Below are 26331 nucleotides of genomic sequence, written 5' to 3'. Positions count from 1 at the left end.
CGTTCAAGTGAACAAACGCGTGAAATCGTTGAACAGCGCAAGCCCCATAAGGCCTGCCAATAAACCAATGCCGGCGCGTTGTCCGATGTCGATCCACTTTGCTGGCGGCGGGCTGCCCCGCACAATTTCGACGAGATAGTACAGCAGATGGCCGCCATCCAGCATAGGAATGGGAAGCAAATTTAAAACGCCCAGGCTGATGCTGATCAATGCGATATAGGCGATATACGCAACAATACCGATCCGCGCAGTCTGGCCGGCGTAGTCGGCGATAGTGACCGGGCCGCTGACATTGCGCCAGGAAACGTCGCCCGTCACCATGCGGCCCATCATGCGCAGCGAGAACCAGGCGGTGTCCCAGGTGCGCACCGCGCCGCGCCACAGACTTTCGAACACGCCGTAGCGCACCGTCACCATCGGGACATTGCCGCCGAGCTGGACGCCAAGACGGCCGATCTCCTGCCCATTGACCACTTCCGGCCGGGGCGTGACGTTCACGGTGACGTTGGCGCCGTCGCGCGTCACGGTCAGCGCCAGCGTCTTGCCCGCGCTTTCCTGAATTTGCTTGACCAGCGCGCCCGTGTCGGGGGCCGGCTGGCCGTCCACGGCCACGACCAGATCGCCGGCGCGCAGGCCGGCTGCCTGCCCTTCTCCGCCGTCGATGACGCCGCGTACCGCGGGCTTGGGCTGGGCGAGGCGGATACCGGCGGCGGCGAGCGGGTCGCCCTCGGCCGGATCCATCGTATTGGCGGGAAGTTCGAGCTGGCGCTGCTGAACCGAGCCGGTAGGCGTGCTGACTTCGATGCTGGCGCGACCGCCCGTCGACATGACGTCCATCAGGCGCCAGCGGGCGTCGGACCACGAGGCGACCTCTACCCCGTCGATGGACAGGATGCGGTCGCCGGGCAGCAGGCCGGCGACCGCGGCGGGCGTTTCGGCGGCAGGCTGGGCAATGATGGCCACCGGCTCTTCGGTGCCAGCCATGTTCAGGCCGGCATAGAGGAAGACCGCGAGGATCAGGTTGAAAATCGGGCCGGCGGCGACGATGGCGATGCGCTGGCCGACGGGCTTGTTATTGAAGGCTCCGGCGGCAAGCGACGGGCTGGCGCCCGCGGGCGCCTCGTCCAGCATTTTGACGTAGCCGCCCAGCGGCAATGCCGAAACCGCCCATTCCGTGCCGTGCCGGTCCGTGCGGCGCAGCAGCACCTTGCCGAAACCCACCGAAAAGCGCAGCACCTTCACGCCGCACAGGCGAGCGACCCAATAGTGCCCTAGCTCATGGAAGATAATCAGTGAGCCAAGCGCAACCGCAAAGGCCAGCAGGGTGAAAAGCATGGGATCGGAATTCTAGGAAATCACAAGCAAACGCGGCCGGCCATCAGGCCAGCCCCAGGTTGCCTGCAAAGGCGCGCGACTCGGCGTCCAGTGCAAGCACATCGTCAAGACTGCTGAGCGTAACAGATGCTTGCCGTGCCTGCCACTCAAGGGCGGCCTCGATCACCCGCGGAATCCACGTATAGGCCAGGCGCCCATCCAGGAAGGCCTCGACCGCGACTTCATTTGCGGCGTTGAGCGCCACGCAGGCGCCCTGCCCCGCTCGCAGCGCGGCAAAGGAATGCGCCAGGCACGGAAACCGGGACAGATCTGGCTTTTCGAAGTCCAGCCGCCCCAGCCGGGTAAGGTCCAGCGGCCCTACACCGCTCTCAAGGCGATCCGGGAATCCCAGGCCATAGGCGATCGGGGTACGCATATCGGGCTGCCCCAGTTGCGCGAGCACCGAGCCGTCGTCGTATTCGACCATGGAGTGCACCACGCTTTGCGGATGCACGACGACTTCGATCCGGTCGGCCGGCATGGCGAACAGCCAATGCGCCTCTATCACCTCCAGGCCCTTGTTGAGCATGGTGGCGGAATCCACGGAAATCTTGCGGCCCATGCTCCAGTTGGGATGGGCGCAGGCCTCGGCGGGGGTCACTTCGTGCAGGTCTTCCAGGTCGCGGCCGCGGAACGGGCCGCCCGACGCGGTCAGCAGCAGGCGTCGCACGCCCCGGGCCGGACTGGACGGCGCCACGGCTCGCCCCTGGTGAGGCAGGCATTGGAAAATCGCGTTATGTTCACTGTCGATTGGAAGCAGTTCGGCGCCGTTGTCGCGAATTGCCTGCATGAAGAGCGAGCCCGCGGCAACCAGGGCTTCTTTGTTGGCCAGCAGCACGCGCTTGCCGGCGCGCGCCGCGGCCAGGGCCGCAGGCAAGCCCGCCGCGCCGACGATGGCGGCCATGACGGAATCGCACTGGGGGTCAGCCGCAGTATCGGCCAGCGCCTGCCCGCCCACCCGGATTTCGGGCGTTGCCTGGCCGGACGGCCAGGCTTCGATGAATCTGCGCCGCGCCTCGGCGTCCGGCACCACCACGACCGCCGCCCGGCTGGCCAGCGCCTGCTCGGCCAGACGCTCCATCCGGCTGTGCGCCGACAGCGCGTACACCGCCATGCGCTCGGGGTGGCGCGCAATCACATCCAGCGTGCTTACACCGATCGAACCGGTCGATCCCAGCACCACGACGCGTTGAAAAGCGGTCAAAACAAAACTCCAGACAAAAGTAGCGCAAAAGGCGCGACCGGAAGAATCGCGTCGATGCGGTCGTAGACGCCTCCGTGGCCCGGCAGCAGCGTACTGGAATCTTTACGGCCTGCGCGGCGCTTGAGCAGCGACTCGAACAGGTCTCCCACGATGGACAGCACACCCAGCACCGCGGCGATGGGCAACGCAAGCCAGAACGACCAGCGCTCGACCAGCGCGTGGCCGAACGTCCCGGCCCACAGGCTGGAAAGGCCGATCCACACGACCGCGCCCAGGACGCCGGCGATGGCGCCTTCGATGGTTTTGCCCGGGCTCACCCGCGGAGCCAGTTTACGCTTGCCGAACGCGCGCCCTGCAAAATAAGCCGCAATATCGGCAACCCAGACCAGCGCAAGCAAGGACACGACGAACACCGCGCCGCGCGCGACATACATCTGCGCCAGCACTGCCCACGCGGCAAAGGCCGCGGGCACCGAAAACACGGACCAGCCCAGGCTCGCGGGCGGGGCGTCGGAACGCCCGCGGACGACGGCCGCGACGCCGCCAAACAGCCAGACCGCCGAAACGGCGGGCACCAGGTAGCGCAGCACCCAGCCGGGGTCGCTCAGGCCGGCGCGGCCGCTCTCCAGCCACTCGGAGGCAAGCGCCATCATGCCCACGAACAGCAGCACGGCGACGCCGACGGAAATCAGGGGGGATGGCGGTTGCGGCAGCGTCAGGCGCAGCCACTCCCAATTGGCGCAGGCGGCCGCCAGGGCCAGCAAGGCGACGAACCACCAGGGATTGGCGCTGACCATCGCGGCCGCAAGAATGGCCAACAGGATGACGGCGGTAACGATACGCTGGCCCAACATATGACGGTCTCCTCGTGTTCAGCCTGGGAAAGACGCGCGGGTCGCCTTCCGCCTATTTTGTGCTGCTTTCGCTGACTTGCGCGCTGGTGCGGCCGAAACGCCGTTCGCGCGTGCGGTACCAATCAAAGGCGGCCGTGAGTTCATTGGCGCCGAAGTCCGGCCAGTAGCGATCCGTGAAGTAGAACTCCGCGTACGCCATCTGCCAGATCAGGAAATTGGAAATGCGCTGCTCGCCGCCGGTGCGGATGAACAGGTCGGGCTCGGGCGCCCAGGCCATGGAAAGATGCTTGGCCAGCCGCTCTTCATTGACCAGTTCGGGATTGGCCGCCAGGCCGGGCTCGGCCGCCAGCATGGCGCGCGTCGCCTGAAGAATATCCCAGCGGCCGCCATAGTTGGCCGCAACCGTGAGATGCAGGCGATCGTTGTGGGCGGTGCGCTCCTGCGCCGCGGCGATGAGATCGCGCAAGCGAGGTTCAAACGCGCTCAGGTCGCCGATGACGTGCAGGCGCACGCCCTGCTCTTCGAGCTTGCCGACTTCGCGCTCCAGCGCCTGCACGAACAGGCGCATCAGCAGGGACACCTCTTCGGCGGGGCGGCGCCAGTTCTCCGAGCTGAACGCGAACAGCGTCAGGTAACGGACGCCTGCGCGGCCGCAGGCCTCGACGACACGCCGCACCGCTTGCACGCCCTTGGCATGCCCCGCCGTGCGCGGCAGCAGCCGGCGCGTCGCCCAGCGGCCGTTGCCATCCATGATGATAGCGACGTGCTCGGGGATGTCGCGAGTGTCGGGAACCGCCTGGGTCGAACTGGTTGCCATTAGTGTGGGGACTACGCGCGGTGAACCGGCGAAAAACAGGGGTACGGGAAAAAACCTGCGCCGTCGCTTCCATTGCTCCGTATGAGTACCGCGAGGCAATGGACTGGACGGCGCATGTGCAAGAGAATCCTGACGCTCAGGGCCGCCGGCACCGCCGGCGCGCCCCGAAGCGTGCTGGGATTATACGGTCATGATTTCCGCTTCTTTCTGGACGACCATCTTGTCGATGTCGGCGACGGCGCGATCCGTCAGCTTCTGGACGTCGTCCTGGGCGCGACGCTCGTCGTCCTCGGAGATTTCCTTGTCCTTGACCAGCTTCTTCAGCGACTCGTTGGCCTCGCGGCGCAGGTTGCGCACGGCGATCTTGGCGTCTTCGCCTTCGCTGCGCACGACCTTGGTCAGATCGCGGCGGCGCTCTTCGGTCAGGGCGGGCATCGGGACGCGGATGGTGTCGCCCATCGAGATGGGGTTCAAGCCCAGGTCCGATTCGCGAATCGCCTTTTCAATCGGGCCGGCCATGTGCTTTTCGTACGGCTGCAGGCTGATCGTGCGGGCGTCCACCAGGTTCACGTTGGCGACCTGGCCGACCGGCACGGGCGAGCCGTAGTATTCGACCTGCACGTGGTCCAGGATGCCGGTATGGGCGCGGCCCGTGCGGATCTTGGCCAGGTTGGTCTTGAGCGTATCAAGCGACTTGGCCATTCTGGCCTCGGCGGATTTGCGGATTTCTGCTGCGCTCATGGAATTTCCTTTTTCTTTAAACGTGTACCAGCGTGCCTTCGTCCTCGCCGCTCACGACTCGTTTGAGCGCACCCGACTTATTGATCGAAAACACTTTGATCGGCAGCTTCTGGTCGCGGCACAGCGCAAATGCGGTGGCGTCCATGACTTCCAGTCTGCGGACGATCGCCTCGTCGAAGCTGATGCGCGAGTAACGCGTGGCGGTGGGATCCTTGTTGGGATCTGCGCTGTAGATGCCGTCGACCTTGGTGGCCTTCAACACGATCTCCGCGCCGATTTCCGCGCCGCGCAAGGCAGCGGCCGTATCGGTGGTGAAGAAGGGGTTGCCGGTGCCCGCCGCGAAGATGACGACCTTGCCCTCTTCGAGGTAACGCAGGGCCTTCGGGCGGATGTAGGGCTCGACGACCTGATCAATATTCAGGGCCGATTGTACCCGGGTGTCGATGCCCTTGTGCTTGAGCGCGTCCTGCAGCGCAAGCGCGTTCATGATGGTGGCCATCATGCCCATGTAGTCGGCGGTTGCGCGGTCCATGCCCTGCGCACCCGGGGCGACGCCACGGAAGATGTTGCCTCCGCCGATGACGATGGCCAGTTCGACGCCGGTGGCGGCGACTTCGGCGATCTCATCGGTCATACGGACGATGGTGGAACGATTGATGCCGAATGCATCGTCGCCCATCAGCGCCTCGCCGGAAAGTTTGAGAAGGACCCGTTTGTATGCTCTGCTGCTCATAGGTGATATCCCGAAGAACAATCCGACGAAAGTGTAAGACAAGAATGGGGGAGTCCCCAACGCCGCACCCGCTGAGCGGGTTCGCGACCCCAGGGGAACATCCCCACCGGGCCGCCATGCGGCGAAAAGGCCGGACTAGAATTTAATCTAGCGCCGGCCTTTAAGCACTACCTAAGAGGTCAGGCGGCGCCGGCGGCGGCGGCTGCAACCTCAGCGGCAAAGTCGCTGGTCTTCTTCTCGATACCTTCGCCGACGACGAACAGGACGAACTTGCTGATCGAAGCGCCCTTTTCCTTCAGGTGCTGTTCGACCGTGTGCTTGTCGCTCTTGACGAACGGCTGCGACAGCAGCGTCACTTCCTTCAGGAACTTGGCAACCGAACCTTCCACCATCTTGGCGACGATGTCGGCGGGCTTGCCGGATTCGGCAGCCTTCTGCTCGGCAACCGAGCGCTCGGCAGCGATGTCGGCCGGGTTCACGCCGTCGGCGTTCAGGGCCTTGGGCTTGGTGGCGGCGATGTGCATCGCCAGGTCCTTGCCCACTTCCTCGGCGCCGGTGTACTCAACCAGCACGCCGATCTTGCCGCCGTGCACGTAGCTGGCCAGCGAGTTCGGGGTCTGGATGCGCTCGAAGCGGCGGATCGAGATGTTTTCGCCGATCTTGCCGATCAGGGCGGTGCGGGTGGACTCAACCGTGCCGTCGCCGTAGGGCAGCGCCGACAGAGCGGCCACGTCGGCCGGGTTCTGCGTGGCGACCAGCTCGGCCAGCTTGTTCACGAAGCCGACGAAGTCGTCGTTCTTGGCGACGAAGTCGGTTTCGCAGTTGATTTCGATGACGGCGCCTTGCTTGGCGTCGGCGGAGATGAACAGACCGATCAGGCCTTCAGCGGTGACGCGGGCAGCGGCCTTGCTGGCCTTGTTGCCCAGCTTGACGCGCAGGATTTCCTCGGCGCGGGCCAGGTCGCCGTCGGCTTCCGTCAGGGCCTTCTTGCATTCCATCATGGGCGCGTCAGTCTTTTCGCGCAGTTCCTTGACCAGGGCAGCGGTAATTTCAGCCATGTTTGCTCCAAATTTTGCTAAGACACGCCCCGGCGGGCCGGGGCAGTGGTTTGATTCGATGGGACGCCCGCACTAGGCGGGCCTGGAAGATGGGAGCCCAGCTTCGCAGCGCCGGCGAGGTGGGAGCGGACCCGTTTCGGAGCCGCTCCCAGACGTTACCCGCCGGACATGACAACAGGCTTAGGCCTGGTTGTCTTGGACTTCGACAAACTCTTCCTGACCTTCGCCCAGTTCTTCAACCAGACCGTTCAGGTTCTGCTCGCGGCCTTCCAGCACGGCGTCGGCGATACCCTTGGCGTACAGCGCGATGGCCTTGGCCGAGTCGTCGTTGCCGGGGATGACGTAGTCGATGCCTTCGGGCGAGTGGTTGGTGTCAACCACGGCGACCACGGGGATGCCCAGGGTCTTGGCTTCGGCGATGGCGATCTTGTGGTAGCCGACGTCGATGACGAACATGGCGTCAGGCAGACCGTTCATGTCCTTGATGCCGCCGATCGACTTGTTCAGCTTGTCCAGTTCGCGTTGGAACAGCAGGCCTTCCTTCTTGATCATGCGCTCGGCGCCGCCTTCGGCGACAACGGCTTCCATGTCCTTCAGGCGCTTGACCGAGGTCTTGACCGTCTTGAAGTTGGTCAGCATGCCGCCGAGCCAGCGGGCGTCGACGTAGGGCATGCCGCAACGGGCGGCTTCGGAGGCGACCAGTTCGCGCGCAGCGCGCTTGGTGCCGACAAACAGGATGTTGCCGCCGCGAGCAGCCAGCTGCTTCACGAACTTGGTGGCTTCCTGGTACTTATCAACCGTCTTTTCCAGGTTGATGATGTGAATCTTGTTGCGGTGGCCGAAGATGTACTGCGACATCTTGGGGTTCCAGTAACGGGTCTGGTGACCAAAGTGGACACCCGCTTCCAGCATTTCGCGCATCAAAGACATGTAATTCTCCAAGGGTTGGTTTCTTGCGCCGCACCTGCATCAGCATCCTGCTGACACCCTGGGTGGTGTTGCGCGCGATTTCCCGCACATGCGGGATGACAAAATTTTAACCGGGCCGGCCGATCACTGCCGCAATAACGACGACGCTCCAGGCTTTTTGCCTGAAACGGCTCGCCTTCAACCTACTGCGCCGACTACTTACTACGCTGCCGCGATAAACCCAGACGGCCGCCACACGACAAGAAGCCTTGCGCCGCGCACTTGTCTATTGCGCCTGTCCGACACTCCAGGAACTTCCTGGAAGTTTCTTCAAGGCGCACCCGGAATTGTTTTGTTGGCGGCGAAATCCAGTTCTTCGCACCCTGGCCGCAAGGCCTGGCCGCGCATCAGACAACTGTGGCATCTCTTAAGAAAGCGCCCTTTCAGGACCGCTTTCAAGAAATTAATCCAGCGTCCATACCGAACCTGCATCGCCGCTCGAAAACACTTCCGGGCTTACAAGCACGCCGCGCCCAGCTGACGCCAGACTCCAGACCCCAAGCGCTTCCAGCCCAAACCCATGTCCGGCGCGAAACTTCCAAAACCCGCCGCCTGCCCGAATTCGCTCCACAACCTTCGCTTGCGGTGAAACTTCAGGGCTTGCCGCCGATCTCATGAAAGAACCGCGCAAAACCAGGATTGCTGCCGGGGCGCCCAAGGACCCAAAGGCCCGCACCCGCCGGATTGGCCACGCCGCTGCCCGTAAGGCTGACTGTTATGGTTCTGTTCCATATGGCTTTTGCCCATATGGTTTCCACAACCTGTGGGTTTCCCCACAACCAGTACGACCACAGTCAGCGGCTCTTGCCGGTAACCCGATTGCTCCCCAAATTTTTAGGGAAGCCTATAATTCTACTATTCTTTCAAGCAGACATTCAAGCGAGAGATCGCCAAGCTACCTCCATGGGCACTATCACCAATCCGGCCGACCTGGCCAAGATGCGCGCGGCCTGTCAGGACGCCGCCAAAGTCCTCGATTTCATCACGCCCCACGTCAAGCCGGGCGTCACTACCGGGGAGCTGGACCGCCTCTGCCTGGAGTACCTGACCGACGAACTCAAGGTGAAGTCCGCCACGGTGGGCTACGCGCCGCCCGGGTACCCGCCCTTCCCCGGCGCCATCTGCACGTCGGTGAACCACCAGGTCTGCCACGGCATTCCCGGCGACAAGGTGCTGAAAAACGGGGACTCATTGAATATCGACGTCACCATCATCAAGGACGGCTGGTTCGGCGACACCAGCCGCATGTATGCAGTGGGCGAACAATCCATCCTGTCCCGCCGCCTGACCGACATCACCTTCGAGTGCATGTGGAAGGGAATCCAGCAGGTGAAGAATGGCGCCACCCTGGGCGACATCGGCAACGCGATCCAGAAGCATGCCGAATCCAACGGTTTTTCGGTGGTGCGCGAATTCTGCGGCCACGGCATCGGCCAGCGCTTCCACGAAGATCCGCAGGTGCTGCATTACGGCAAGCCGGGCACCGGCGTGAAACTGGTGACGGGTATGCTGTTCACGATCGAACCCATGATCAACGCCGGCCGCCGCGAGATCCGCCAGTTGTCCGACGGCTGGACGGTCGTCACACGCGACCACAGCCTGTCCGCGCAATGGGAGCATGCTGTCTGCGTGACCGACACGGGCTATGAGGTGCTGACGCTGTCGCCCGGCATGCCCCAGCCCCCCGCCTTCATTACCGAACCCCTCGTCATTCCCGCCGTCTGAAGCGCCCCCGCCAGCCATGACCGCCGAAATCCTCACCAAGCTGCGCGAACGCATCCAGGAATCCCGGCGGGCCGCGGTGGCCCAGTTCCGGGAACATGAACGGCCGGACACCCTGTTATCCGAATTGCGCCGCATCGTGGATGCGGCGCTGCGGGACCTGGTCAAGCACTACCCGCTGCCGATCGGCGCCACGCTGGCAGCCGTGGGCGGCTATGGCCGCGGCGAACTTTACCCGCACTCCGACGTCGACCTGCTGATCCTGCTGCCGCACGTCCCCACGCCCGAAGACGAATCCGCCATCGAACAACTGGTGGCCTCGCTCTGGGACCTGGGACTGGAACCCGGCCACAGCGTGCGCACCATCGAAGACTGCGAGCGCGAGGCCGACGCCGACATCACGGTCGAAACCGCGCTGCTGGAATCCCGCTGGCTGGCCGGCAGCCGCGTGCTGATGCGCAAATTCGACGCGGCGACCAAGTCCCGCCTGGACCCGCGCGCCTTTTTCCTGGCCAAGCGCACCGAAATGCAGCAGCGCCACGCGCGCTACCACGACACGCCGTATGCGCTGGAGCCGAACTGCAAGGAATCCCCGGGCGGCCTGCGGGACCTGCAGGTCATCCTGTGGATGGCCCGGGCGGCGGGTTTTGGCAACACCTGGCGTTCCGTGGCGCAGGCCGGCCTGCTCACGTCGTCCGAGGCGCGCGACTTGCGCAAGGCCGAGCAGGCCTTCAAGCGGCTGCGCATTGAACTGCACCTGCTGTCGAACCGGCGCGAAGACCGCGTACTGTTCGACCTGCAGCCGGCGCTTGCCGAGGTCTATGGCATCCACGCCACCGCCACGCGACGCGGCAGCGAACTGCTGATGCAGCGCTACTACTGGGCGGCACGGCTCGTCACGCAGCTCAACGGCATCCTGGTGCAGAACATCGAGGAACGGCTGTTTCCGCGGCCCGACAGCGATGCCCGCGATATCGACGACGATTTCCGCAACCTGCGCGACCGCCTGGACATCATCCGGGACGACGGCTTCGAGCGAAATCCCACCCTGCTCCTGCGCGCCTTCCTGGTGATGCAGCAGCACCCGGAACTCACCGGCATGTCCGCGCGCACGCTGCGCGCCATCTGGCATTCCCGCCACCGCATCGACGCGCAGTTCCGCCGCAACCCCGTCAACCGCAAGCTATTCCTGCAGATCCTGCAGCAGCCGCGCGGCATCGTGCACGAGCTGCGGCGCATGACCATGCTCAACATCCTGCCGCGATACCTGCCGGTGTTCCGCCGCATCGTGGGCCAGATGCAGCATGACCTGTTCCATGCCTATACCGTGGACCAGCATACGTTGGCGGTGGTGCGCAACCTGCGCCGCTTCACCATGCCTGAGCACGCCCAGGAGTATCCGCTGGCCAGCCAGCTGATCGCGGGCCTGGACCGGCACTGGCTGCTCTACGTGGCGGCGCTGTTCCACGACATCGCCAAGGGCCGCGGCGGCGACCATTCCGAACTTGGCGCGCGCGAGGTCCGCAAGTTCGCGCAGGATCACGGCATGGACCCCGAAGACGCCAAGCTGGTGGAGTTCCTGGTGCGCCAGCATCTGCTGATGTCCGCGGTGGCGCAAAAGCGCGACCTGTCCGATCCGGCCGTGGTGCAGGATTTCGCCGCCACTGTAAAGGACGAGCGCCACCTGACGGCGCTGTACCTGCTGACCGTAGCGGACATACGCGGCACCAGCCCCAAGGTGTGGAACGCCTGGAAGGGCAAGCTGCTCGAAGACCTGTACAAGCTGACCCTGGCCGCGCTGGGCGGCGCCCACGCCGACGCGCACACCGTGCTGACCGAGCGCAAGGAAGAGGCCGCGCGCCTGACCCGCCTGGCCGGGCTGCGCGACGACGCCCGCGAGGCCTTCTGGAACCAGCTGGACGTGGCGTATTTCCTGCGTCACGACGCGTCCGACATCGCCTGGCACACGCGCCACCTGTATCACCAGGTCGAGCCCGCCCAGGCCGTGGTCAAGGCCCGCCCCACCGAACACGGGGAAGGCCTGCAGATCATGGTCTACACCCGCGACGCGCCCGACCTGTTCGTGGCGATCTGCGGCTACTTCGACGCCAAGTCGCTCTCCATTCAGGATGCGCGCATCCACACCACCCGTCACGGCTGGGCGCTGGACAGCTTCATCGTCCTGCTGCCCGAAGGCGCAAGCGACCTGCGGGCCCAGGCCACGCTGGTCGAGCACGAACTGGCCGAACGCCTGAAGGATCCGCATGCGGCCGCGCAGGCGCAGCCCGCGCGCGGCGGCTGGTATGGCCGCGGCCGCCAGTCGCGGGTGTCGCGCGTGTTCCCCGTCATGCCCCAGGCCGAACTGCAACCCGACGAGCGCAGCACGTCGTGGCGCCTGTCCGTCACCGCCACCGACCGGCCCGGCCTTCTGCACGCCCTGGCGCGCGTGTTCGCCCAGCACGAAGTCAACCTGCTCATGGCCAAGATCATGACGCTGGGCGACAGAGTTGAAGACGTTTTCATCGTGGACGGATCCGCCCTGGCGCGGCCCCGCAGCCAGATGCAGTTCGAACGCGACATCCTTGATGCGCTATCGGGCGAAGACGCCCAGCAGCGCGCAGCCTGACCCCCGCGCCGCAAGGCGCCGGGGCATCGCCATGACCGGGCCGGAAGGCATACAATCCGGTTTTCGGCCATGCGATGCTCGTTCTCATGCAGCTAATGGACTATCTGCGCGTTTTCGGTGGCAGCTTCTTCTTTGCGCTGGCCACCCTGCTGCCGTTCCTGAATCCCCCCGCCATCGCTCCCATTTTCCTGTCGCTGACCGAAGGCGCGTCGTCGTCCACGCGGACGGTGCTGGCCAAGCGCGTAGCCATCAATGTCTGCCTGATGCTGATCGTGGCCATGGTCGCCGGCAACGTGCTCCTGAGCTTCTTCGGCATCTCGCTGTCCATCGTCCGGGTGGGCGGCGGCATGCTGGTCATCGCCAGCGCCTGGCGGCTGGTGAACTCGCCCGATGCCGACACCGAGCGCGTGGCGCGCATGGCCGAATCGTTCACCCCCGAAATGGCCAAGGCGCGCGCCTTCTACCCGCTGACCTTCCCGATCAGTTGCGGCCCCGGCTCCATTGCCGCCGCCATCACGGTCGGCGTTTCGCTGCGCGACCAGAACCACGCGCTGAGCCTGGTGCGGCTGGCCGGCTCCATTCCCGGCATCGTCGTCGTGTCGCTGACGCTGTATGTCTGCCTGCGCTTCGCCGCGCAGATGCTGCACCGCCTGGGCGACAACGGCACTGCGGTGTTCATGCGCCTGTCGGCCTTCATCATGCTGTGCCTGGGCGTACAGATTTTCTGGGAAGGCGCGCGCGAACTGATGCTGGGCGTGCTGACCCAGGTCATGCAACCAATTCCGATTCCCAAGGCCTAAGTGTGGCCGGGCGAGTCCCCGGACCCGACCAACCCATTCCAACGCAACAATGACAACCCGCTCTGAACGCCTGCTTCGCCTGATCGCCCTCTTCTGCTTCGGCGCCGTGGGCGTCGCCCTCGTCTCCCAGCACGTCTTCGACATGCCGCCCTGCGCCTGGTGCGTGCTGCAGCGGCTGATCTACCTGGTGATCGGCGTGGTCGCGCTGATCGGCGGCTTCGGCGGCGGGCGCGCCCTGACCCGCATTTGCGGCGTCCTGGCCGCGCTGCTGTCCCTGTCGGGCATCGTGGCCGCCTGGTACCAATACAGCGTGGCCGCGAACATGCTGTCCTGCGACCAGACCTTTGCCGACCGCTTCATGACGGGCATCGGGCTGGAAAGCGCGGTGCCGTCGCTGTTCGGCATCTACGCCACCTGCATGGACGCCAAGGTGCCCGTGCTGGGCGTCGAATACGCCCTGTGGAGCCTGGCGCTGTTCGTGATCCTGTTCTTCATGGCGCTGCCGGTCGTGTTCCGGCGCGCCCAGGCCTGAGCGCGCCCCCCCCCGCCTCGCATCAATCGTGCAGACCCTGAAGTACCTCACGGGCTATCCGGAACCCCTGCTGGCGCAGGCCCGGAAACTGCTGGACCAGGACAAGCTGGGCGCGGCGCTCCTGGCCCGCTATCCAGGCGGGCCCCACGGCGTGCGCACCGACAAGGCGCTGTACCAGTACGTGACCGACCTGAAGAACGCCTATATGCGCAACGGCGACCAGATCAACAAGGTGGCGTTCGACAGCAAGATCCATGTGATCCAGCACGCGCTTGGGCAGCACACCTACATTTCGCGCGTGCAGGGCGGCAAGCTGAAGGCCAAGCATGAAATCCGGGTGGCGACGCTGTTCAGGAGCGTGCCGGAAGAATTCCTGAAGATGATCACGGTGCACGAACTGGCGCACCTGAAGGAAAAGGACCACAACAAGGCCTTCTACAACATGTGCCTGCGCATGGAGCCGCACTACCATCAGTACGAGTTCGACCTGCGCCTCTACCTGACGCACCTGGAGGCCACGCGCGCGCCGCTGTGGGATCCCAAGACGTAGCCGTCCCGCGCCGGAAAAAAAACGCCGTCCCGAGGGACGGCGTTTTTATGGGCGCGAGACGCCGGGACGGTCAGGCGTCGTCGGAGGTATGGCCCATGTTGAAGCGCAGGCCGCCCGCGCCCTCGTCCTGGCCGGCTTCCGAGCGCGACTGACCCAGGCGGGCCAGGTACTCGGGGGTGATGTCGCCGGTGATGTACTGGCCGTCGAAGCACGACGCTTCGAAGCGCGACAGCTTCGGGTTGATGTCGCGGACCGCCTGCTGCATATCATGCAGGTCCTGGTAGATCAGGCTGTCGGCGCCGATCGCGCGGGCGATTTCTTCGTCGGTGCGGCCAGTGGCGATCAGTTCGCTCTGCGTCGGCATGTCGATGCCGTACACGTTGGGGAAGCGGACCGGAGGCGCGGCCGAGGCGAAGTACACCTTGTTGGCGCCGGCGGCGCGGGCCATGTCCACGATTTCGCGGCTGGTGGTGCCGCGCACGATCGAGTCGTCGACCAGCAGAACGTTCTTGCCCTTGAACTCGGAGCCGATGGCGTTGAGCTTCTGGCGCACCGATTTGCGGCGCACGGCCTGGCCCGGCATGATGAACGTGCGGCCCACATAGCGGTTCTTGATGAGCCCTTCGCGGTAGTCCAGGTTCAGGCGCGCGGCCAGTTGCATCGCGGCCGGACGCGAGGAATCCGGAATCGGCATGACGACATCAATGTCGCCCAGGCGCATGTTGCGCGCCACCTTGTCGGCCAGGTATTCACCCATGCGCAGGCGCGCGTCGTACACCGACACGCCGTCGATCATCGAATCGGGGCGGGCAAAGTAGACGTATTCGAAAATGCAGGGCACCAGCTGCGGGTTGTCGGCACACTGGCGGGCGACCAGACGGCCTTCCAGGTCGATGAACACGGCTTCGCCGGGTTCGACGTCGCGCACGAACGCGAAACCGCTGCCTTCCAGCGCCACGGATTCCGAGGCGACCATCCATTCCACGCCTTCTTCGGTTTCCGTGCGGCCGATGCACAGCGGGCGGATACCGTTGGGATCGCGGAAGGCCAGCAGGCCGTACCCGGAAATCTGGGCCACCACGGCATAGGCGCCGCGCACCCGCTTGTGCAGGGCGGCGACCGCGCGGAACATGGCGTCGTCGTCGAGCGACACGCCGTTGGCCGCGGACTGCAGTTCGTGCGCCAGCACATTCAGCAGCACTTCCGAATCGGAGTTGGTGTTGATGTGGCGGCGGTCGACGCGGTAGAGCGATTCGCGCAGTTCACGCCAGTTGGTCAGGTTGCCGTTGTGGGACAACATGATGCCGAAAGGCGCGTTGACGTAGAAAGGCTGGGCCTCTTCCTCGCTGGCGCTGGAGCCCGCGGTCGGGTAGCGAACCTGGCCGACGCCGGACGTGCCGGGCAGCGCGCGCATGTTGCGCGTGCGGAAGACGTCGCGCACCAGGCCGTGCGCCTTGTACATATTGAACTGGTTGCCCTGCGACGTCGCGATCCCCGCGGCGTCCTGCCCGCGATGCTGCAACAGCAGCAAGCTGTCATAGAGCAGCTGGTTGACCGGCCCGCGCCCGACGACGCCTACGATTCCACACATGGTGAGATTTCCTGGTTGATTTGAAGCTAATCAATACGGCAGGTACGTCGCCAGGGATGGCGGCAACCACGTCTTGATATGTTTGACGGCCTCGATGGCCGAATGCGAAAACATGGCGTCCTTCCACCATGGCTCTTCCGGCAGCGGCGTATAGCCTGCGGCGGCGACCAGCGCCAGCACGATCAGCAGACCACGGGCCAGACCGAACATTCCGCCCAGGCCGTGGTCGGCCGGGCTGAGTCCGGTGCTGCGGATCAAGGCGGCAAGCGTCATATTGACCAACCCAACGCCGAGCAACACGATGATGAACACCACGGCGTATGAGACTCCCATGCGCAGCAGCGTCGTTTCAATATAGGGTTCCAGCCACGTATAGACCGTGGGGCCCCACCATATCGCGGCCACGAAGGCCAGCAGATAGGCGACCAGCGACAGCACCTCTTTGAGCAGGCCGCGCACCAGGCCCAGCACACCCGATACCGCCAGGATGGCCAGCACGACGAAGTCGAAACCGGTCACTATTGGGCGGCAATGAAACCATTGTCATAGCCCAGGGTGCGCAAGCGCGCCTGGGCCGCCTGTGCCGCCTCGCGCGAGGGGAACGGCCCCACGCGCAGGCGGTACTGCTGCTTGCCATCTTTGGAGACCTGCTCGACGAATGCGTTCGTCACGCCGGCCTGATGCAGCTTGCCGCGGCGCGACTGGGCGTCTTCCGAAGTGGAGTAAGCCGCGATCTGAAGCACGAAATTGCCCTTGGATGCAGCCGGCTTGGGCGCCGGCGTGGCGGCGGGCGCGGAGCGCCCCTCAAGCAGCGCAAGCGCGCGGGCCCCGTCGTCGGAGCGCGTATCAGGCTTGGGCGGCGTGGCCGGCTTGGGCTCGGGCTTGGGTTTCGCTTCGGGCTTGGGAGGCGTGGCGGGCTGGGCCGCGGGCGGCGCTGCCGGGGCGGCCGCCACGGGCGGCGGCACGGACGTCACAGCGGGCGGCGTGGGCACGGCGGCGGGATCTGCGGGAGCGGGTTCGGGCGCTGCAGGCGCGGCGGCCTGCGGCTCGGATATCTGGGGCTGGAACGGGGTGCTGCGTTCGGGCACCTTGATGGGGATGTTGTCGGCGACGGGCGCCGGCTGCGAATCCAGCACCATGGGCAGCACGATGACGGCGGCCAGCACCAGCGCCACGGCGCCCGCAAGCCTGCGACGCGCGCGGCCGCGCAGTTCAGCGGCCTGGACCTCGCTGGGCACGGCAGCCCGTTTGGAGGCCTGCGCCTGATCGGCAGGATCTTTGCGTTTGAAAAAACCCATGGAGGAGAATTCCTTGCGGCGCCTTGCGGCAATACGGCGGCGGGCCGCCACCACGCGAATGGCCCGATTTGCCTATGCCTTGCGACCCAGAGCCTGCAAAACCGAGGCTACGGTGAGAAACGACCCAAACACCACGATTCTATCATTCTCGCCTGCCCGTTCGCGCGCCGCGGCATAGGCCTGGGCCGGATCGGCGTAGGCCTGGATGCCAGGGCTTTCGCTGCCCGCGGGCGACGGCGGCAGCGCCGCCGCGACCTGGTCCGCCAGCGCCTGGCCGGGCGTGCCGCGCGGTCCGGGCAGGCCCGCGCAATACCAGTAGTCGATGCGCGATCCCAGCTTGGCCACGACGCCGGCGAGGTCCTTGTCGTTCAGCATGCCGAACACCGCATGGGTGTAGGGATGGAAGCCCATGTTGTCCAGGTTCTGGGCCAGCACGGCAGCGGCGTGCGGATTGTGCGCGACGTCGAGGATGACGGTGGGCTGGCCCGGCAGGATCTGGAAGCGGCCGGGCAGCGACGCCTGCAGCAGGCCCAGGCGCACGGCCTGCTGCGGCACCGGGAGGCGATCGCGTACGGATTCCAGCGCGGCCAATGCGGCCGAAGCATTCAGCAGCTGGTTGGCGCCGCGCAAGGCCGGATAGGCCATCCCGCTGCGGCGCTGTTCGCGCCCGCCGTAGGCCCATTGCTGGCGGTCGCCGGAATAGTTGTAATCGCGCCCGAACAGCCACAGGTCGGCGCCGATTTCCTGGACGTGGTCCAGCAGCGATTGCGGAGGCACGGGATCGCTGCAGATGGCGGGCCGGCCGCTGCGGTAGATGTGGGCTTTCTCGAGACCGATCTTCTCGCGCGTGTCGCCCAGCCACTCGGTGTGGTCGAGGTCGACGCTGGTGACGATGGAGCAGTCCGCGTCGACGATGTTGACCGCGTCCAGGCGCCCGCCCAGACCGACTTCAAGGACGACGGCGTCCAACCTGGACTGCGAGAAAAGGCGCATGATCGCCAGGGTGGTGAATTCGAAGTACGTCAGCGAGACGTCGCCGCGCGCGGCCTCGACGGCCTGAAACTGGGCGATGAGGTCCGCGTCGGAGGCGATCTGCCCGTTGACGCGGGCGCGCTCGTTGAAGTCGATGAGGTGCGGGGACGTATACAGCCCGACCTTGTAGCCGGCGGCCAGCAGGATGGCCTCCAGCATGGCACAGGTGGAACCCTTGCCGTTGGTGCCGCCGACGACGAACTTCACGCCAGGCAGCGCCAGGCCCATGCGGTCCGCCACGACGCGCACGCGGTCCAGGCCCATGTCGATCGCGGTGGCATGGATGGACTCCAGGTACTGCAGCCAATCAGACAAGGTTGCGGTAGCGTCAGGCGTACGAACAGAAGACATGGCGGATTCGCGAAAGAAAATCAGCCTTCGATTTTAGCAGTCCGCGCACGGTGTTTTCCCTAATCCCCTAGGGAGCGGCACGGTTTAGCCGGCCAGAAAATGCTTGCCCATGTTTTTCTCATACGTAAAAATAAATTCATGTATGAAAAATATAAGGAAGAGACATGACGCAGCAAAAGACACCTGCCTGGCTGGTCCGCGAAGCCGACGTGCCGGGCTACCACCCCGCCAACCACACGGGCACATTGAACCGGCGGCTGATCTCGCCTGACACCGTCGGCGCCCGCGGCGTCGAAGTGCTGCTGGGCGTGATCGACAAGGGCAAGGGCGCGCTGCCCCACGCGCATCCGGGCATCGAACAGGTCTGTTACCTGATTTCGGGCACGGCCCGCGCGCAGGTGCAGGACGAATGGGCCGACATGGGGCCCGGCGACTGCTGCTACTTCCCCCCCGACATCCCCCATGTCTTCACCGTGACCAGCGACGAGCCGGCGCGCCTGCTGGTGATCTACACGCCTCCTTACGAAGAATCCCCAGATCGCGTGATACGCGACTTTCCGGCGTCACCCCCAGCCGCCTGATGCGGCGACCTGACGGGCAGCGGCCGTAGAAGCCGCGCCCTTCTCATTCCTATAAAAGACAGGAGACAAACCCATGCAACCCATACGCCTGCTAGGCGCCGCGCTCGTCAGCGGCGCCGCCTTGATCGCGGCGCCCGCCGTCCACGCGGCGGACTACCCGTCCAAGCCGATCACCCTGGTCGTGCCCTTCCCCGCGGGATCCGGCACGGACGCCGTGGGACGAATCTTCGGCTCCGAACTGTCGGCCATCCTGGGCCAGCAAATCGTGGTCGAAAACAAGCCCGGCGCCAATGCGACCATCGCGGCCAGCTACGTGGCGCGCGCCAAGCCGGACGGCTACACGCTGTTCGTCACGACCAATACGTCGCATTCGGCCGCGCCCTGGCTGATGAAGAACGTGCCCTACGATCCGGTCAAGGATTTCACGCCGATCGCCCGCGGCGGCAATCTGCCCTTCATCCTGGTCGTCAACCCCAAGCGGCCCTGGAAGACGGTGGGCGACCTGGTGGCCGACGCCAAGAAGAACCCGGGGCGCATTACATACGCCAGCGGCAACAGCACCGGCATCGTGGCTGGCGCCACGCTGGCCAACCGCGCCAAGGTCGACATCCTGCACGTGCCCTACAAGGGCACGCCGCAAGGCCTGACCGACGTGGTCGGCGGCCAGGTGGACTTCATGTTCACCGACCTGGCTTCCGGCCTGCCCTTCGTGCAGTCTGGCCAGTTGCGCGCGCTGGCCGTCTCCACCGCCGAGCGCAGCACCATCGTGCCTGACCTGCCGTCCATGGCCGAGGCGGGCGTGCCCGATTTCGACCTGAACTCCTGGAACGGATACTTCGGCCCGGCCGGCCTGCCGCCGGAAGTCGTGGCCAAGCTGAATGCCGCCATCAACCAGGTGGTTGCCAAGCCCGACGTGAAAAAACGCCTTGCCGGACTGGGCTTCGACGCCTTTTCCAGCACTCCCGAGGCGTTCGCCCAGTTCGTGGGGGAACAGCGCGACCTGTGGGGCAAGCTGATCCGCGACGCGGGGATCGAACAGCAATGATGGACCAGCCCCTTCCCGAAACGCCTTGCGCCGGGCCGCTTGCCGGCGTGCGCATCCTGGACCTGAGCTCAGTGGTGATGGGGCCGTACGCGACCCAGGTCCTGGCGGACCTGGGTGCGGACGTGATCAAGGTGGAATCGCCCGCGGGGGACAACATGCGGGCCGTCGGCCCCATGCGCAACCCCGGCATGGGCCACATCTATCTGCACCTGAACCGCAACAAGCGGTCCATCGTGCTGGACCTGAAGACCCCCGAAGGCCTGGACGCCTGCCTGAAATTGGCGGAGAGCTGCGACGCCCTGCTCTACAACATCCGCCCCCAGGCAATGGCTCGCCTGGGCCTGTCGTACGAGGCGGTGGCGGCCCGCAACCCGCGCATCGTGTACGTGGGCGCCTATGGCTTCGGCGAGGCCGGCCCCTATGCCGGCCGCCCGGCCTATGACGACCTGATCCAGGGCCAGACCGGCATCGCCGCGCTGTCCGCCCAGCAGAGCGGCGACGTCCCGCGATACGCGCCGCTTACGCTTGCCGACCGCGCGGTAGGCCTGCATGTGGGCATCGCGCTCGTGTCGGCGGTGCTGAGCGCGCGGACGCTGGGCCGCGGCCAGCAGGTGGAAATTCCCATGTTCGAGGGGATGGCGCATCTGGTCCTGGGCGACCACCTGGGCGGCGCCACCTTCGAGCCGCCCCTGGGCCCGACAGGTTATGCGCGGCTGCTGGCGCCGCATCGCCGTCCGTACGCCACGGCCGACGGCTACATCTGCCTGCTGATCTACAACGACAAGCACTGGCGCAATTTCTTCAGCCTCATCGGACGCCCCGAACTGTCGCAGGACCCGCGCTTTCACACGCACGGCGCGCGGGCCGCAAATATCAGCGAGGTCTACGCCTTCGTGGCCGAGGTGATCGCCACCCGGCCCAGCCAGGACTGGCTGGCAGACCTGGCCCGAGCGGACATCCCCGCCTCGCAGCTCTACACGATTGACGGCCTGATCCAGGACGAGCACCTGACGGCCACGGGTTTCATCCAGGAAATGGACCATCCCTCGGAGGGCCGGATCCGCACCACTGGCCCGCTGGGACGGTACGAAGGCACGCCGACATCCCTGCGCCGCCCCGCCCCGCGGCTGGGCCAGCACAGCCGCGAAGTGCTGGCCCAGGCCGGCTACGGCCCTGAACAGATCGCCGCCATGCTCGCCCGCGGCATTACCCAAGACGGAAACGAAGATGGACTTTGAATTCACTCCCGACCAGTTGGCGTTGCGCGACGCCGTGTCCCGCATCTGCGACCGCTACCCCGACGAATACTGGCTGGAGCGCGACCGCGAAGGCGGCTTTCCCGAGCCGCTGCACGCCGACCTGGCCCGCGACGGCTGGCTGGGAATCGCCATGCCGCAGGAATACGGCGGCGCCGGACTGGGCATGACCGAAGCCGCGCTGATGATGCAGACCATCGCCGCCTCAGGGGCCGGCTTCACCGGCGCCTCGGCCGTCCACATGAATATCTTCGGCCTGAATCCGGTCGTGGTGTTCGGCAGCGACGAGCAGCGCGCCCGCTGGCTCGAGCCGCTGATCGCCGGACGGGAAAAGGCCTGCTTTGCCGTTACTGAACCCGACGCGGGCCTGGACACGACCAAGCTCAGCACCCGGGCCGTGCGCCAGGGCGACGAATACGTCGTCCATGGCCGCAAGATCTGGATATCCACGGCGCAGGTGGCGAACAAGATGCTGCTGCTGGCGCGCACCACGCCGCTGTCTGAAGTGGAAAAGCCCACGCAGGGCCTGTCGCTCTTCTATACCGACCTGGACCGCGAACGGATCGAAGTGCGGGAGATCGAGAAGATGGGCCGCAAGGCGGTCGACTCGAACATGCTGTTTATCGACGGACTGCGGATTCCCGTGGCGGACCGCATCGGCGAAGAAGGCCGCGGCTTCGAGTACATCTTGCACGGGCTGAATCCGGAACGCATCCTGATCGCGGCGGAGGCCGTGGGCATCGGCCGCGCGGCGCTGGACCGGGCCGTCAAGTATGCCGGCGAGCGCACCGTCTTTGGCCGCCCCATCGGCAAGAACCAGGGCATCCAGCATCCGCTGGCCCAGGCCTGGATGCAGCTGGAGGCCGCGGACCTGATGGTCTTCAAGGCGGCCAGCCTGTACGACGCCGGCAAACCTTGCGGCCCCGCCGCCAATTCCGCGAAATACCTGGCGGCCGAGGCCGGCTACAACGCCTGCCAGACGGCTGTGATGACGCTGGGCGGGATGGGCTACGCCAAGGAGTACCACGTGGAGCGGCTGCTGCGCGAAAGCTTCATTCCGCGCATTGCGCCCGTCAGCCCGCAGCTGATCATGTGCTTCATCGCGGAAAAGGTGCTGGGGCTGCCGAAATCCTATTGACCCGAGCGGGCGTCAGGCCTGCTGTTCAAGGCCGGTGCAGGCGGCGCGCAGGATGCGGGCATAGGCTTCCTGCTGGGGCTCGATGCGGTAGATCGGCCCCCCCACCGAAATGGCGTAGTGCTCGCCTGAAAGCGTGACGGGCCAGGCGATGGCGCCGACGTCGGGAATGGATTCGCCGCTGTTCATGAACCACCCCCGCTGGCGCGACACGTCGATGTCCGCCAGCAGGGCCTCCCGCGTCACCAGCGTGCGCTCGTTGTAGCGGGTCATGGCCGCCTCTGCCAGCACCACGTCCCGGGCGGCGTCATCCAGCAGGGAAAGCAAGGCTTTTCCCAGCGAATTTGCGTGTACGTCTTTGAACTCGCCTGCAACGGGCGCGTATCTGATCGTATGCGGCGAATCCAGCACATCCAGGTAAACCACCCGACCGTCGGGCGCCAGCTTGGCGAAGACCACGGTTTCGCGCGTGGCGTCCCTTAATTCAGTGAGGCTGGGATAAACCCGGTCCAGAACGGGATCGGCCCGCGCGATGCGCTGGGCCATGGCCAGGAGGCGGCCGGTGGGGTAATAGCCTTGGCGCCTGCCTGTTTCGTACAGATAGCCCAGCCCGGTCAGGGTGCGGATCAGCGCCAGGCAACTGGAAACGGGGACATCGAGCAGGCGGGCCAGTTCCGACAGGGGCAGCGCGCGTTTCTCGCGGGCGTACGTTTCGATGATTTCGATGACTCGCAGCGCCGTCTTGACACTCATTGACCGATCCGAACCCTTAGCACGTGAAGCACCTGTTTGCGCGGGGCTAAAGTTCCCTGCGGCAGTGTCGTTATGGTAACTGAGAATTTCCTGAAAACAGCGCGTTCCTCCGAGACGCCCCTCGCCGTTGGAGTGATCATGGCCGTAACCCCGTTAGCCCCCGCAGCGTTCGCGTCGTTACCGGTTTCGACCGTAATCGCCGCCCCAGACCCCTCAGCAACCGCCACGCCCGCCCCGGCGAGCACGAACAGCAGCGCATCCGACAGCGCCACGTCGGACCAGTCCAATGCGCAAAAGCTGCCCCTGGATAAAGCGATCGACGAAATCAACGATCAGATGAAGGCCTGGTCGACCCAGCTTCAGTTCGAAATCGATCCCAATGTCCACCAAGTGGTGGTGTCTGTGGTGGACGCGGAGTCAGGAGACGTAATTCGCACGATCCCCAGCGAAACGGTACTCAAAATCGCCAAAATGATTGTGAATATGCAAGGAAACGGGATCAAGACTTCGGCCTGATCCGGCACTTAAAACATTGTTGGGCACGTGACTCGACGGGACGCGGCAAGAGAAGCGCCGAATTAGGCCCGCCTTATGCCTTTACCCGGCCAATCGCCGGCATCCATTTTTTGACAGAATTGCATCGCTAGGAAGGAATTTCACATGGCCACCATCACCAACCTCGGTTCGAATTCAGGCTTGCCCCTGGAGGACATCCTCACGAAGCTGCAAGCAGCCGAGGAAAAGAAGCTGGAGCAGTACACCGTACGGCAGACCAGCTTCGAAACCCGCGTTACGGCATACGGCCAACTGAAAAGCGCCGTGGAAGCCGTGCAGAAGGCCGCCGCCGTGCTGGGCAAGGCCGAGACGCTGGGCGCCGTGAAAGGCAGCGTGACCGGCGGCGACGCCCTGACCGCGACCGTGGCCGCCGAAGGCGCCGTGGCGGGCCAGTACACCATCAATGTGAAGAGCATCGCCACCTCGCAGACCCTGCAATCGGGTGCGGTGGCCGACCGCAAGGCGTCCAATGGCGCCACGGGTTCCTTCGAAATCGAATTGGCCGACGGCACCAAGAAGACCGTCGACCTGAAGGACGACACTTCCCTGAACGGCATCGTCAAGGCGGTCAACGCCGACGACACGCTGGGCGTGCGCGCCACCGTCATCACCGACGGCGACGGCAAGAGCTACCTCATGCTGACCGCCAAGGACACCGGCGTGGAGGCTTCGGTCAAGTCCATCACCGTGACTGGCGACCAGTCGCTCAAGGACGTCCTGAACTACAACACCGACGCCGCCGACACCAGCACCAAGATGACGGCCACCGCCGCCGTCGACGCCGAGATCGACATCAACGGCATCACGGTCAAGAGCGGCACCAACAATATCTCGACCGCCATCGACGGCGTGACCTTGAACCTGACGGCCAAGACCGAAGCCGACAAGCCGATCACGCTCAAGCTGGAAAGCGATCCCTCGGTGGCCAGCAAGGCCATCCAGAGCTTCGTGACCGCCTACAACACGCTGCAGACGACGATCAAGAACCTGACGGCGTTCGACGCGACGGCCGCCACCAACCAGCCGCTGACCGGGGACGGCACGACGCGCAGCATCCAGTCGTCGCTCGCCAGCGCGCTGCAGTTCGTGACGGGTGAAGGCTCCATGCGTTCGCTGGCCGACCTGGGCATCACGACCAATCCGAACACGCGCCAACTGACGCTGGACCAGACCAAGCTGGACAAGGCGCTGGCCTCCAATAGCGCCGACGTCGCCCGCATGCTGTCCGGCGCCGACGGCCTGGCCGCGAATTTCGAAAAGGCCACCAAGGACATCCTCAGCGACACCGGCTCGATCAAGACCAAGACCGACGGTCTGGCCAAGTCGATCGAGAACGTAAAGAACCAGTACACCCGCGCCAAGGCCGCCGGCGAAGCCCAGCTTGAGCTGATGCGCGCCCAGTTCGTCCAGCTGGACAAGTTCGTTGCACAGCAGTCTGTCACGGCTAACTACCTGACCCAGCAGTTTGCGGCCATGAACAAGTCGAACTCATAACCAAGAAGATGCATTAAATGACGTACGCCGCGCGCCGCCCCTCAGGCTCATACTCCGTCCGCTCCTACGCCGATATCGGCCTGGAAACGCAGGTCATGAGCGCCACCCCGGAAAGGCTGATCACCCTGCTTTACCAGGGGGCGCGCGCGGCAATCGGACAGGCGCGCATCCACCTGCAGGAAGGCCGCGTGTCCGAACGGGGCACGGCAATCACCAAGGCAATCAAGATCGTCGACGAAGGCTTGAAAATGGGCCTGAACATGGAGGCCGGCGGCGACATCGCCGCCAATCTCAGCCGGCTCTACGACTACATTGTCCGCACACTGCTGATGGCGAACCTGAAAGCGGACGTCGAGCAGCTCGACATCGCGGACCGCCTGCTGGCGGATCTGGCCGAAGCCTGGCAGACCTCCATCGACCGGCCTGCCCCCGGCGCACAACTTTGATGGCCCACACGACCCATTCAGCCAGCCATCAAGCGCCCGAGAGTTCTATGACGTCCCTTACCCAGTACTCCGCCATCCTGGAACAATATCAGGAGATCGCCCTGTCCACGGGCGAGATGTTGACGGCCGCCCAGGCCGGCGACTGGGACACCGCGCTCATGCATGGGCAGCTCTACTGTGAACAGGTCGAGCGCCTGCGCCACGCCGAGCGCTCCAGCCCCCTGGACGAAGCCGGCCGCAGCATGAAGTACGACCTGCTCGTGCGCATCCTTGAAAACGATGCGATGACGCGCGACCTGGCACTGCCCCAACTGGCGCGGCTGGGCGAACTGCTGGGACGCATGAAGCGCCAGCAGACCTTGCTTTCCGCCTACGGCAATCAGGCGCCTGAAGAATGAGCATCGGTCCCGCCGCGCTCGGTAACGTCCTGGTCCAGCGGCTGGACGCCGTGCTTGGCACGACGATGTCCGCCGCAAACGCCAACCAGATTTCCGGCGCGCGGCCCGACGCGGTCAGCCAGCCCGGCAGTCCGGAGAAAGCCGGACCGTCGGATGGATCCACCCGCGATTCCCGGCAAGGCATACAGACTGGCGGCGCCCGAGGCGACCGCCAGAATACTGTTGTCGACCCCAAAACCGCCGCCGCGCTGGCGCTGGCCGCCCGCGGCCTGGTCACCAGTAGTGACACCACGGCATCGGCGCCGACCACGCTGGGCACGACCGCCCGCACCATCCTGGCCCTGCTCGCTCAGTTCCCCGAGGCCGCGCCGCCGGTTCAGGGACGCGCCCCGCTATGGAGCGCGGACGCCGCAAGC

Annotated in this window: 26 protein-coding genes and 1 pseudogene; 14 read left to right on the top strand and 13 right to left on the bottom strand. The window is 65.3% G+C overall.

The genetic code is table 11. The annotated features are described in order from the left end of the window. Positions 1-3 precede the first annotated feature (3 nt). The 8 genes from rseP to rpsB all read right to left on the bottom strand — a co-directional run bounded on the left by rseP (position 4) and on the right by rpsB (position 7711). Positions 4-1335, bottom strand: a complete 1332-nt coding sequence (gene rseP / locus KYC_RS24980; protein ID WP_008167722.1) for an RIP metalloprotease RseP — start codon at positions 1333-1335, stop codon at positions 4-6. Between the two features lie 43 nt (positions 1336-1378). Further along, the gene (locus KYC_RS24975) at positions 1379-2578 is read right to left on the bottom strand and encodes a 1-deoxy-D-xylulose-5-phosphate reductoisomerase (RefSeq protein ID WP_008167720.1); all 1200 of its coding nucleotides are present in this window, start codon (positions 2576-2578) and stop codon (positions 1379-1381) included. Continuing rightward, on the bottom strand, positions 2575-3432 hold the full coding sequence (locus KYC_RS24970; RefSeq protein WP_008167716.1) for a phosphatidate cytidylyltransferase: 858 nt from the start codon (positions 3430-3432) through the stop codon (positions 2575-2577). Before KYC_RS24970 ends, KYC_RS24975 begins: the two co-directional genes overlap by 4 nt. Positions 3433-3484: 52 nt before the next feature. Further along, on the bottom strand, positions 3485-4249 hold the full coding sequence (gene uppS / locus KYC_RS24965; RefSeq protein WP_008167714.1) for a polyprenyl diphosphate synthase: 765 nt from the start codon (positions 4247-4249) through the stop codon (positions 3485-3487). A gap of 180 nt (positions 4250-4429) precedes the next feature. Next, on the bottom strand, positions 4430-4990 hold the full coding sequence (frr, locus tag KYC_RS24960) for a ribosome recycling factor (protein ID WP_008167711.1): 561 nt from the start codon (positions 4988-4990) through the stop codon (positions 4430-4432). Between the two features lie 16 nt (positions 4991-5006). Next, complete coding sequence (pyrH, locus tag KYC_RS24955) at positions 5007-5723, bottom strand: UMP kinase (RefSeq protein ID WP_008167708.1); 717 nt, start codon at positions 5721-5723, stop codon at positions 5007-5009. A 179-nt stretch (positions 5724-5902) separates the two neighbouring features. After that, positions 5903-6781 (bottom strand): translation elongation factor Ts, encoded by an 879-nt coding sequence (tsf, locus tag KYC_RS24950; RefSeq protein ID WP_008167707.1) that lies wholly within the window; start codon positions 6779-6781, stop codon positions 5903-5905. A gap of 180 nt (positions 6782-6961) precedes the next feature. Then, the gene (rpsB, locus tag KYC_RS24945) at positions 6962-7711 is read right to left on the bottom strand and encodes a 30S ribosomal protein S2 (RefSeq protein WP_043519216.1); all 750 of its coding nucleotides are present in this window, start codon (positions 7709-7711) and stop codon (positions 6962-6964) included. A 942-nt stretch (positions 7712-8653) separates the two neighbouring features. Between rpsB and map the strand changes: the two genes are divergently transcribed. From map to KYC_RS24920, 5 genes are all read left to right on the top strand, one after another. After that, positions 8654-9475 carry a type I methionyl aminopeptidase gene (gene map, locus KYC_RS24940; protein ID WP_008167702.1) on the top strand — a complete coding sequence of 274 codons (822 nt, stop codon included), beginning with the start codon at positions 8654-8656 and terminating at the stop codon, positions 9473-9475. A gap of 16 nt (positions 9476-9491) precedes the next feature. Next, positions 9492-12098: a [protein-PII] uridylyltransferase gene (locus tag KYC_RS24935; RefSeq protein ID WP_008167700.1), complete on the top strand. Its 2607-nt coding sequence runs from the start codon at positions 9492-9494 to the stop codon at positions 12096-12098. Positions 12099-12184: 86 nt separating this feature from the next. Then, entirely contained in the window at positions 12185-12898 is a 714-nt protein-coding gene (locus tag KYC_RS24930; protein ID WP_043519215.1) for a MarC family protein, read from the top strand. 49 nt (positions 12899-12947) lie between these two features. Continuing rightward, positions 12948-13430 (top strand): disulfide bond formation protein B, encoded by a 483-nt coding sequence (locus tag KYC_RS24925; protein WP_008167696.1) that lies wholly within the window; start codon positions 12948-12950, stop codon positions 13428-13430. Between the two features lie 28 nt (positions 13431-13458). Next, a complete protein-coding gene (locus tag KYC_RS24920) occupies positions 13459-13980 on the top strand; it encodes a M48 metallopeptidase family protein (RefSeq protein ID WP_008167694.1) in 522 nt (173 codons plus the stop codon). Positions 13981-14050: 70 nt separating this feature from the next. On the opposite strand, the gene purF is transcribed toward KYC_RS24920, so the two are convergent. The 4 genes from purF to folC all read right to left on the bottom strand — a co-directional run bounded on the left by purF (position 14051) and on the right by folC (position 18252). Then, on the bottom strand, positions 14051-15571 hold the full coding sequence (gene purF / locus KYC_RS24915) for an amidophosphoribosyltransferase (protein ID WP_008167692.1): 1521 nt from the start codon (positions 15569-15571) through the stop codon (positions 14051-14053). A 30-nt stretch (positions 15572-15601) separates the two neighbouring features. Next, complete coding sequence (locus tag KYC_RS24910; protein ID WP_008167689.1) at positions 15602-16090, bottom strand: CvpA family protein; 489 nt, start codon at positions 16088-16090, stop codon at positions 15602-15604. After that, positions 16090-16869: an SPOR domain-containing protein gene (locus KYC_RS24905; protein WP_008167688.1), complete on the bottom strand. Its 780-nt coding sequence runs from the start codon at positions 16867-16869 to the stop codon at positions 16090-16092. The genes KYC_RS24910 and KYC_RS24905 overlap by 1 nt, the downstream gene beginning before the upstream one ends. A 72-nt stretch (positions 16870-16941) precedes the next feature. Beyond that, positions 16942-18252: a bifunctional tetrahydrofolate synthase/dihydrofolate synthase gene (gene folC / locus KYC_RS24900; RefSeq protein ID WP_043519213.1), complete on the bottom strand. Its 1311-nt coding sequence runs from the start codon at positions 18250-18252 to the stop codon at positions 16942-16944. A 164-nt stretch (positions 18253-18416) separates the two neighbouring features. Between folC and KYC_RS24895 the strand changes: the two genes are divergently transcribed. The 4 genes from KYC_RS24895 to KYC_RS24880 all read left to right on the top strand — a co-directional run bounded on the left by KYC_RS24895 (position 18417) and on the right by KYC_RS24880 (position 22272). Next, positions 18417-18833, top strand: a complete 417-nt coding sequence (locus tag KYC_RS24895; protein WP_008167686.1) for a cupin domain-containing protein — start codon at positions 18417-18419, stop codon at positions 18831-18833. 73 nt (positions 18834-18906) lie between these two features. Next, complete coding sequence (locus tag KYC_RS24890; protein ID WP_008167685.1) at positions 18907-19878, top strand: Bug family tripartite tricarboxylate transporter substrate binding protein; 972 nt, start codon at positions 18907-18909, stop codon at positions 19876-19878. Further along, positions 19878-21116 (top strand): CaiB/BaiF CoA transferase family protein, encoded by a 1239-nt coding sequence (locus KYC_RS24885; RefSeq protein WP_008167684.1) that lies wholly within the window; start codon positions 19878-19880, stop codon positions 21114-21116. Before KYC_RS24890 ends, KYC_RS24885 begins: the two co-directional genes overlap by 1 nt. After that, the gene (locus KYC_RS24880) at positions 21106-22272 is read left to right on the top strand and encodes an acyl-CoA dehydrogenase family protein (protein ID WP_008167683.1); all 1167 of its coding nucleotides are present in this window, start codon (positions 21106-21108) and stop codon (positions 22270-22272) included. The genes KYC_RS24885 and KYC_RS24880 overlap by 11 nt, the downstream gene beginning before the upstream one ends. A 12-nt stretch (positions 22273-22284) precedes the next feature. On the opposite strand, the gene KYC_RS24875 is transcribed toward KYC_RS24880, so the two are convergent. Next, entirely contained in the window at positions 22285-23022 is a 738-nt protein-coding gene (locus KYC_RS24875) for an IclR family transcriptional regulator (protein WP_008167681.1), read from the bottom strand. A 138-nt stretch (positions 23023-23160) separates the two neighbouring features. Here KYC_RS24875 and KYC_RS24870 point away from each other — a divergent pair, with 138 nt between their 5' ends. The 5 genes and pseudogenes from KYC_RS24870 to KYC_RS24850 form a co-directional block, all read left to right on the top strand. After that, positions 23161-23538, top strand: a complete 378-nt coding sequence (locus KYC_RS24870; RefSeq protein ID WP_008167679.1) for a flagellar protein FlaG — start codon at positions 23161-23163, stop codon at positions 23536-23538. Between the two features lie 144 nt (positions 23539-23682). After that, on the top strand, positions 23683-25071 hold the full coding sequence (fliD, locus tag KYC_RS24865; RefSeq protein ID WP_008167677.1) for a flagellar filament capping protein FliD: 1389 nt from the start codon (positions 23683-23685) through the stop codon (positions 25069-25071). Positions 25072-25088: 17 nt separating this feature from the next. Next, positions 25089-25517 (top strand): flagellar export chaperone FliS, encoded by a 429-nt coding sequence (fliS, locus tag KYC_RS24860; protein WP_008167676.1) that lies wholly within the window; start codon positions 25089-25091, stop codon positions 25515-25517. A gap of 47 nt (positions 25518-25564) precedes the next feature. Then, complete coding sequence (locus KYC_RS24855) at positions 25565-25915, top strand: flagellar protein FliT (RefSeq protein WP_008167675.1); 351 nt, start codon at positions 25565-25567, stop codon at positions 25913-25915. After that, positions 25912-26331: pseudogene (locus tag KYC_RS24850) on the top strand (flagellar hook-length control protein FliK); the annotation flags it as partial. The gene KYC_RS24855 and the pseudogene KYC_RS24850, both read left to right, overlap by 4 nt.

Source organism: Achromobacter arsenitoxydans SY8, from assembly GCF_000236785.1.
Lineage (GTDB): Bacteria > Pseudomonadota > Gammaproteobacteria > Burkholderiales > Burkholderiaceae_B > Achromobacter > Achromobacter arsenitoxydans.
Note: the sequence above shows the minus strand (reverse complement) of the source record. Positions and strands in the feature narration are given on the sequence as shown.

What these genes read in the sequence shown, in the direction of transcription:
- rseP (WP_008167722.1), bottom strand. Translation starts at nt 1,335, where the DNA reads ATGCTTTTCACCCTGCTGGCCTTTGCGGTTGCGCTTGGCTCACTGATT.
- KYC_RS24970 (WP_008167716.1), bottom strand. Translation starts at nt 3,432, where the DNA reads ATGTTGGGCCAGCGTATCGTTACCGCCGTCATCCTGTTGGCCATTCTT.
- uppS (WP_008167714.1), bottom strand. Translation starts at nt 4,249, where the DNA reads ATGGCAACCAGTTCGACCCAGGCGGTTCCCGACACTCGCGACATCCCC.
- frr (WP_008167711.1), bottom strand. Translation starts at nt 4,990, where the DNA reads ATGAGCGCAGCAGAAATCCGCAAATCCGCCGAGGCCAGAATGGCCAAG.
- pyrH (WP_008167708.1), bottom strand. Translation starts at nt 5,723, where the DNA reads ATGAGCAGCAGAGCATACAAACGGGTCCTTCTCAAACTTTCCGGCGAG.
- tsf (WP_008167707.1), bottom strand. Translation starts at nt 6,781, where the DNA reads ATGGCTGAAATTACCGCTGCCCTGGTCAAGGAACTGCGCGAAAAGACT.
- rpsB (WP_043519216.1), bottom strand. Translation starts at nt 7,711, where the DNA reads ATGTCTTTGATGCGCGAAATGCTGGAAGCGGGTGTCCACTTTGGTCAC.
- map (WP_008167702.1), top strand. Translation starts at nt 8,654, where the DNA reads ATGGGCACTATCACCAATCCGGCCGACCTGGCCAAGATGCGCGCGGCC.
- KYC_RS24935 (WP_008167700.1), top strand. Translation starts at nt 9,492, where the DNA reads ATGACCGCCGAAATCCTCACCAAGCTGCGCGAACGCATCCAGGAATCC.
- KYC_RS24930 (WP_043519215.1), top strand. Translation starts at nt 12,185, where the DNA reads ATGCAGCTAATGGACTATCTGCGCGTTTTCGGTGGCAGCTTCTTCTTT.
- KYC_RS24925 (WP_008167696.1), top strand. Translation starts at nt 12,948, where the DNA reads ATGACAACCCGCTCTGAACGCCTGCTTCGCCTGATCGCCCTCTTCTGC.
- purF (WP_008167692.1), bottom strand. Translation starts at nt 15,571, where the DNA reads ATGTGTGGAATCGTAGGCGTCGTCGGGCGCGGGCCGGTCAACCAGCTG.
- KYC_RS24905 (WP_008167688.1), bottom strand. Translation starts at nt 16,869, where the DNA reads ATGGGTTTTTTCAAACGCAAAGATCCTGCCGATCAGGCGCAGGCCTCC.
- folC (WP_043519213.1), bottom strand. Translation starts at nt 18,252, where the DNA reads ATGTCTTCTGTTCGTACGCCTGACGCTACCGCAACCTTGTCTGATTGG.
- KYC_RS24895 (WP_008167686.1), top strand. Translation starts at nt 18,417, where the DNA reads ATGACGCAGCAAAAGACACCTGCCTGGCTGGTCCGCGAAGCCGACGTG.
- KYC_RS24890 (WP_008167685.1), top strand. Translation starts at nt 18,907, where the DNA reads ATGCAACCCATACGCCTGCTAGGCGCCGCGCTCGTCAGCGGCGCCGCC.
- KYC_RS24885 (WP_008167684.1), top strand. Translation starts at nt 19,878, where the DNA reads ATGGACCAGCCCCTTCCCGAAACGCCTTGCGCCGGGCCGCTTGCCGGC.
- KYC_RS24880 (WP_008167683.1), top strand. Translation starts at nt 21,106, where the DNA reads ATGGACTTTGAATTCACTCCCGACCAGTTGGCGTTGCGCGACGCCGTG.
- KYC_RS24875 (WP_008167681.1), bottom strand. Translation starts at nt 23,022, where the DNA reads ATGAGTGTCAAGACGGCGCTGCGAGTCATCGAAATCATCGAAACGTAC.
- KYC_RS24870 (WP_008167679.1), top strand. Translation starts at nt 23,161, where the DNA reads ATGGCCGTAACCCCGTTAGCCCCCGCAGCGTTCGCGTCGTTACCGGTT.
- fliD (WP_008167677.1), top strand. Translation starts at nt 23,683, where the DNA reads ATGGCCACCATCACCAACCTCGGTTCGAATTCAGGCTTGCCCCTGGAG.
- fliS (WP_008167676.1), top strand. Translation starts at nt 25,089, where the DNA reads ATGACGTACGCCGCGCGCCGCCCCTCAGGCTCATACTCCGTCCGCTCC.
- KYC_RS24855 (WP_008167675.1), top strand. Translation starts at nt 25,565, where the DNA reads ATGACGTCCCTTACCCAGTACTCCGCCATCCTGGAACAATATCAGGAG.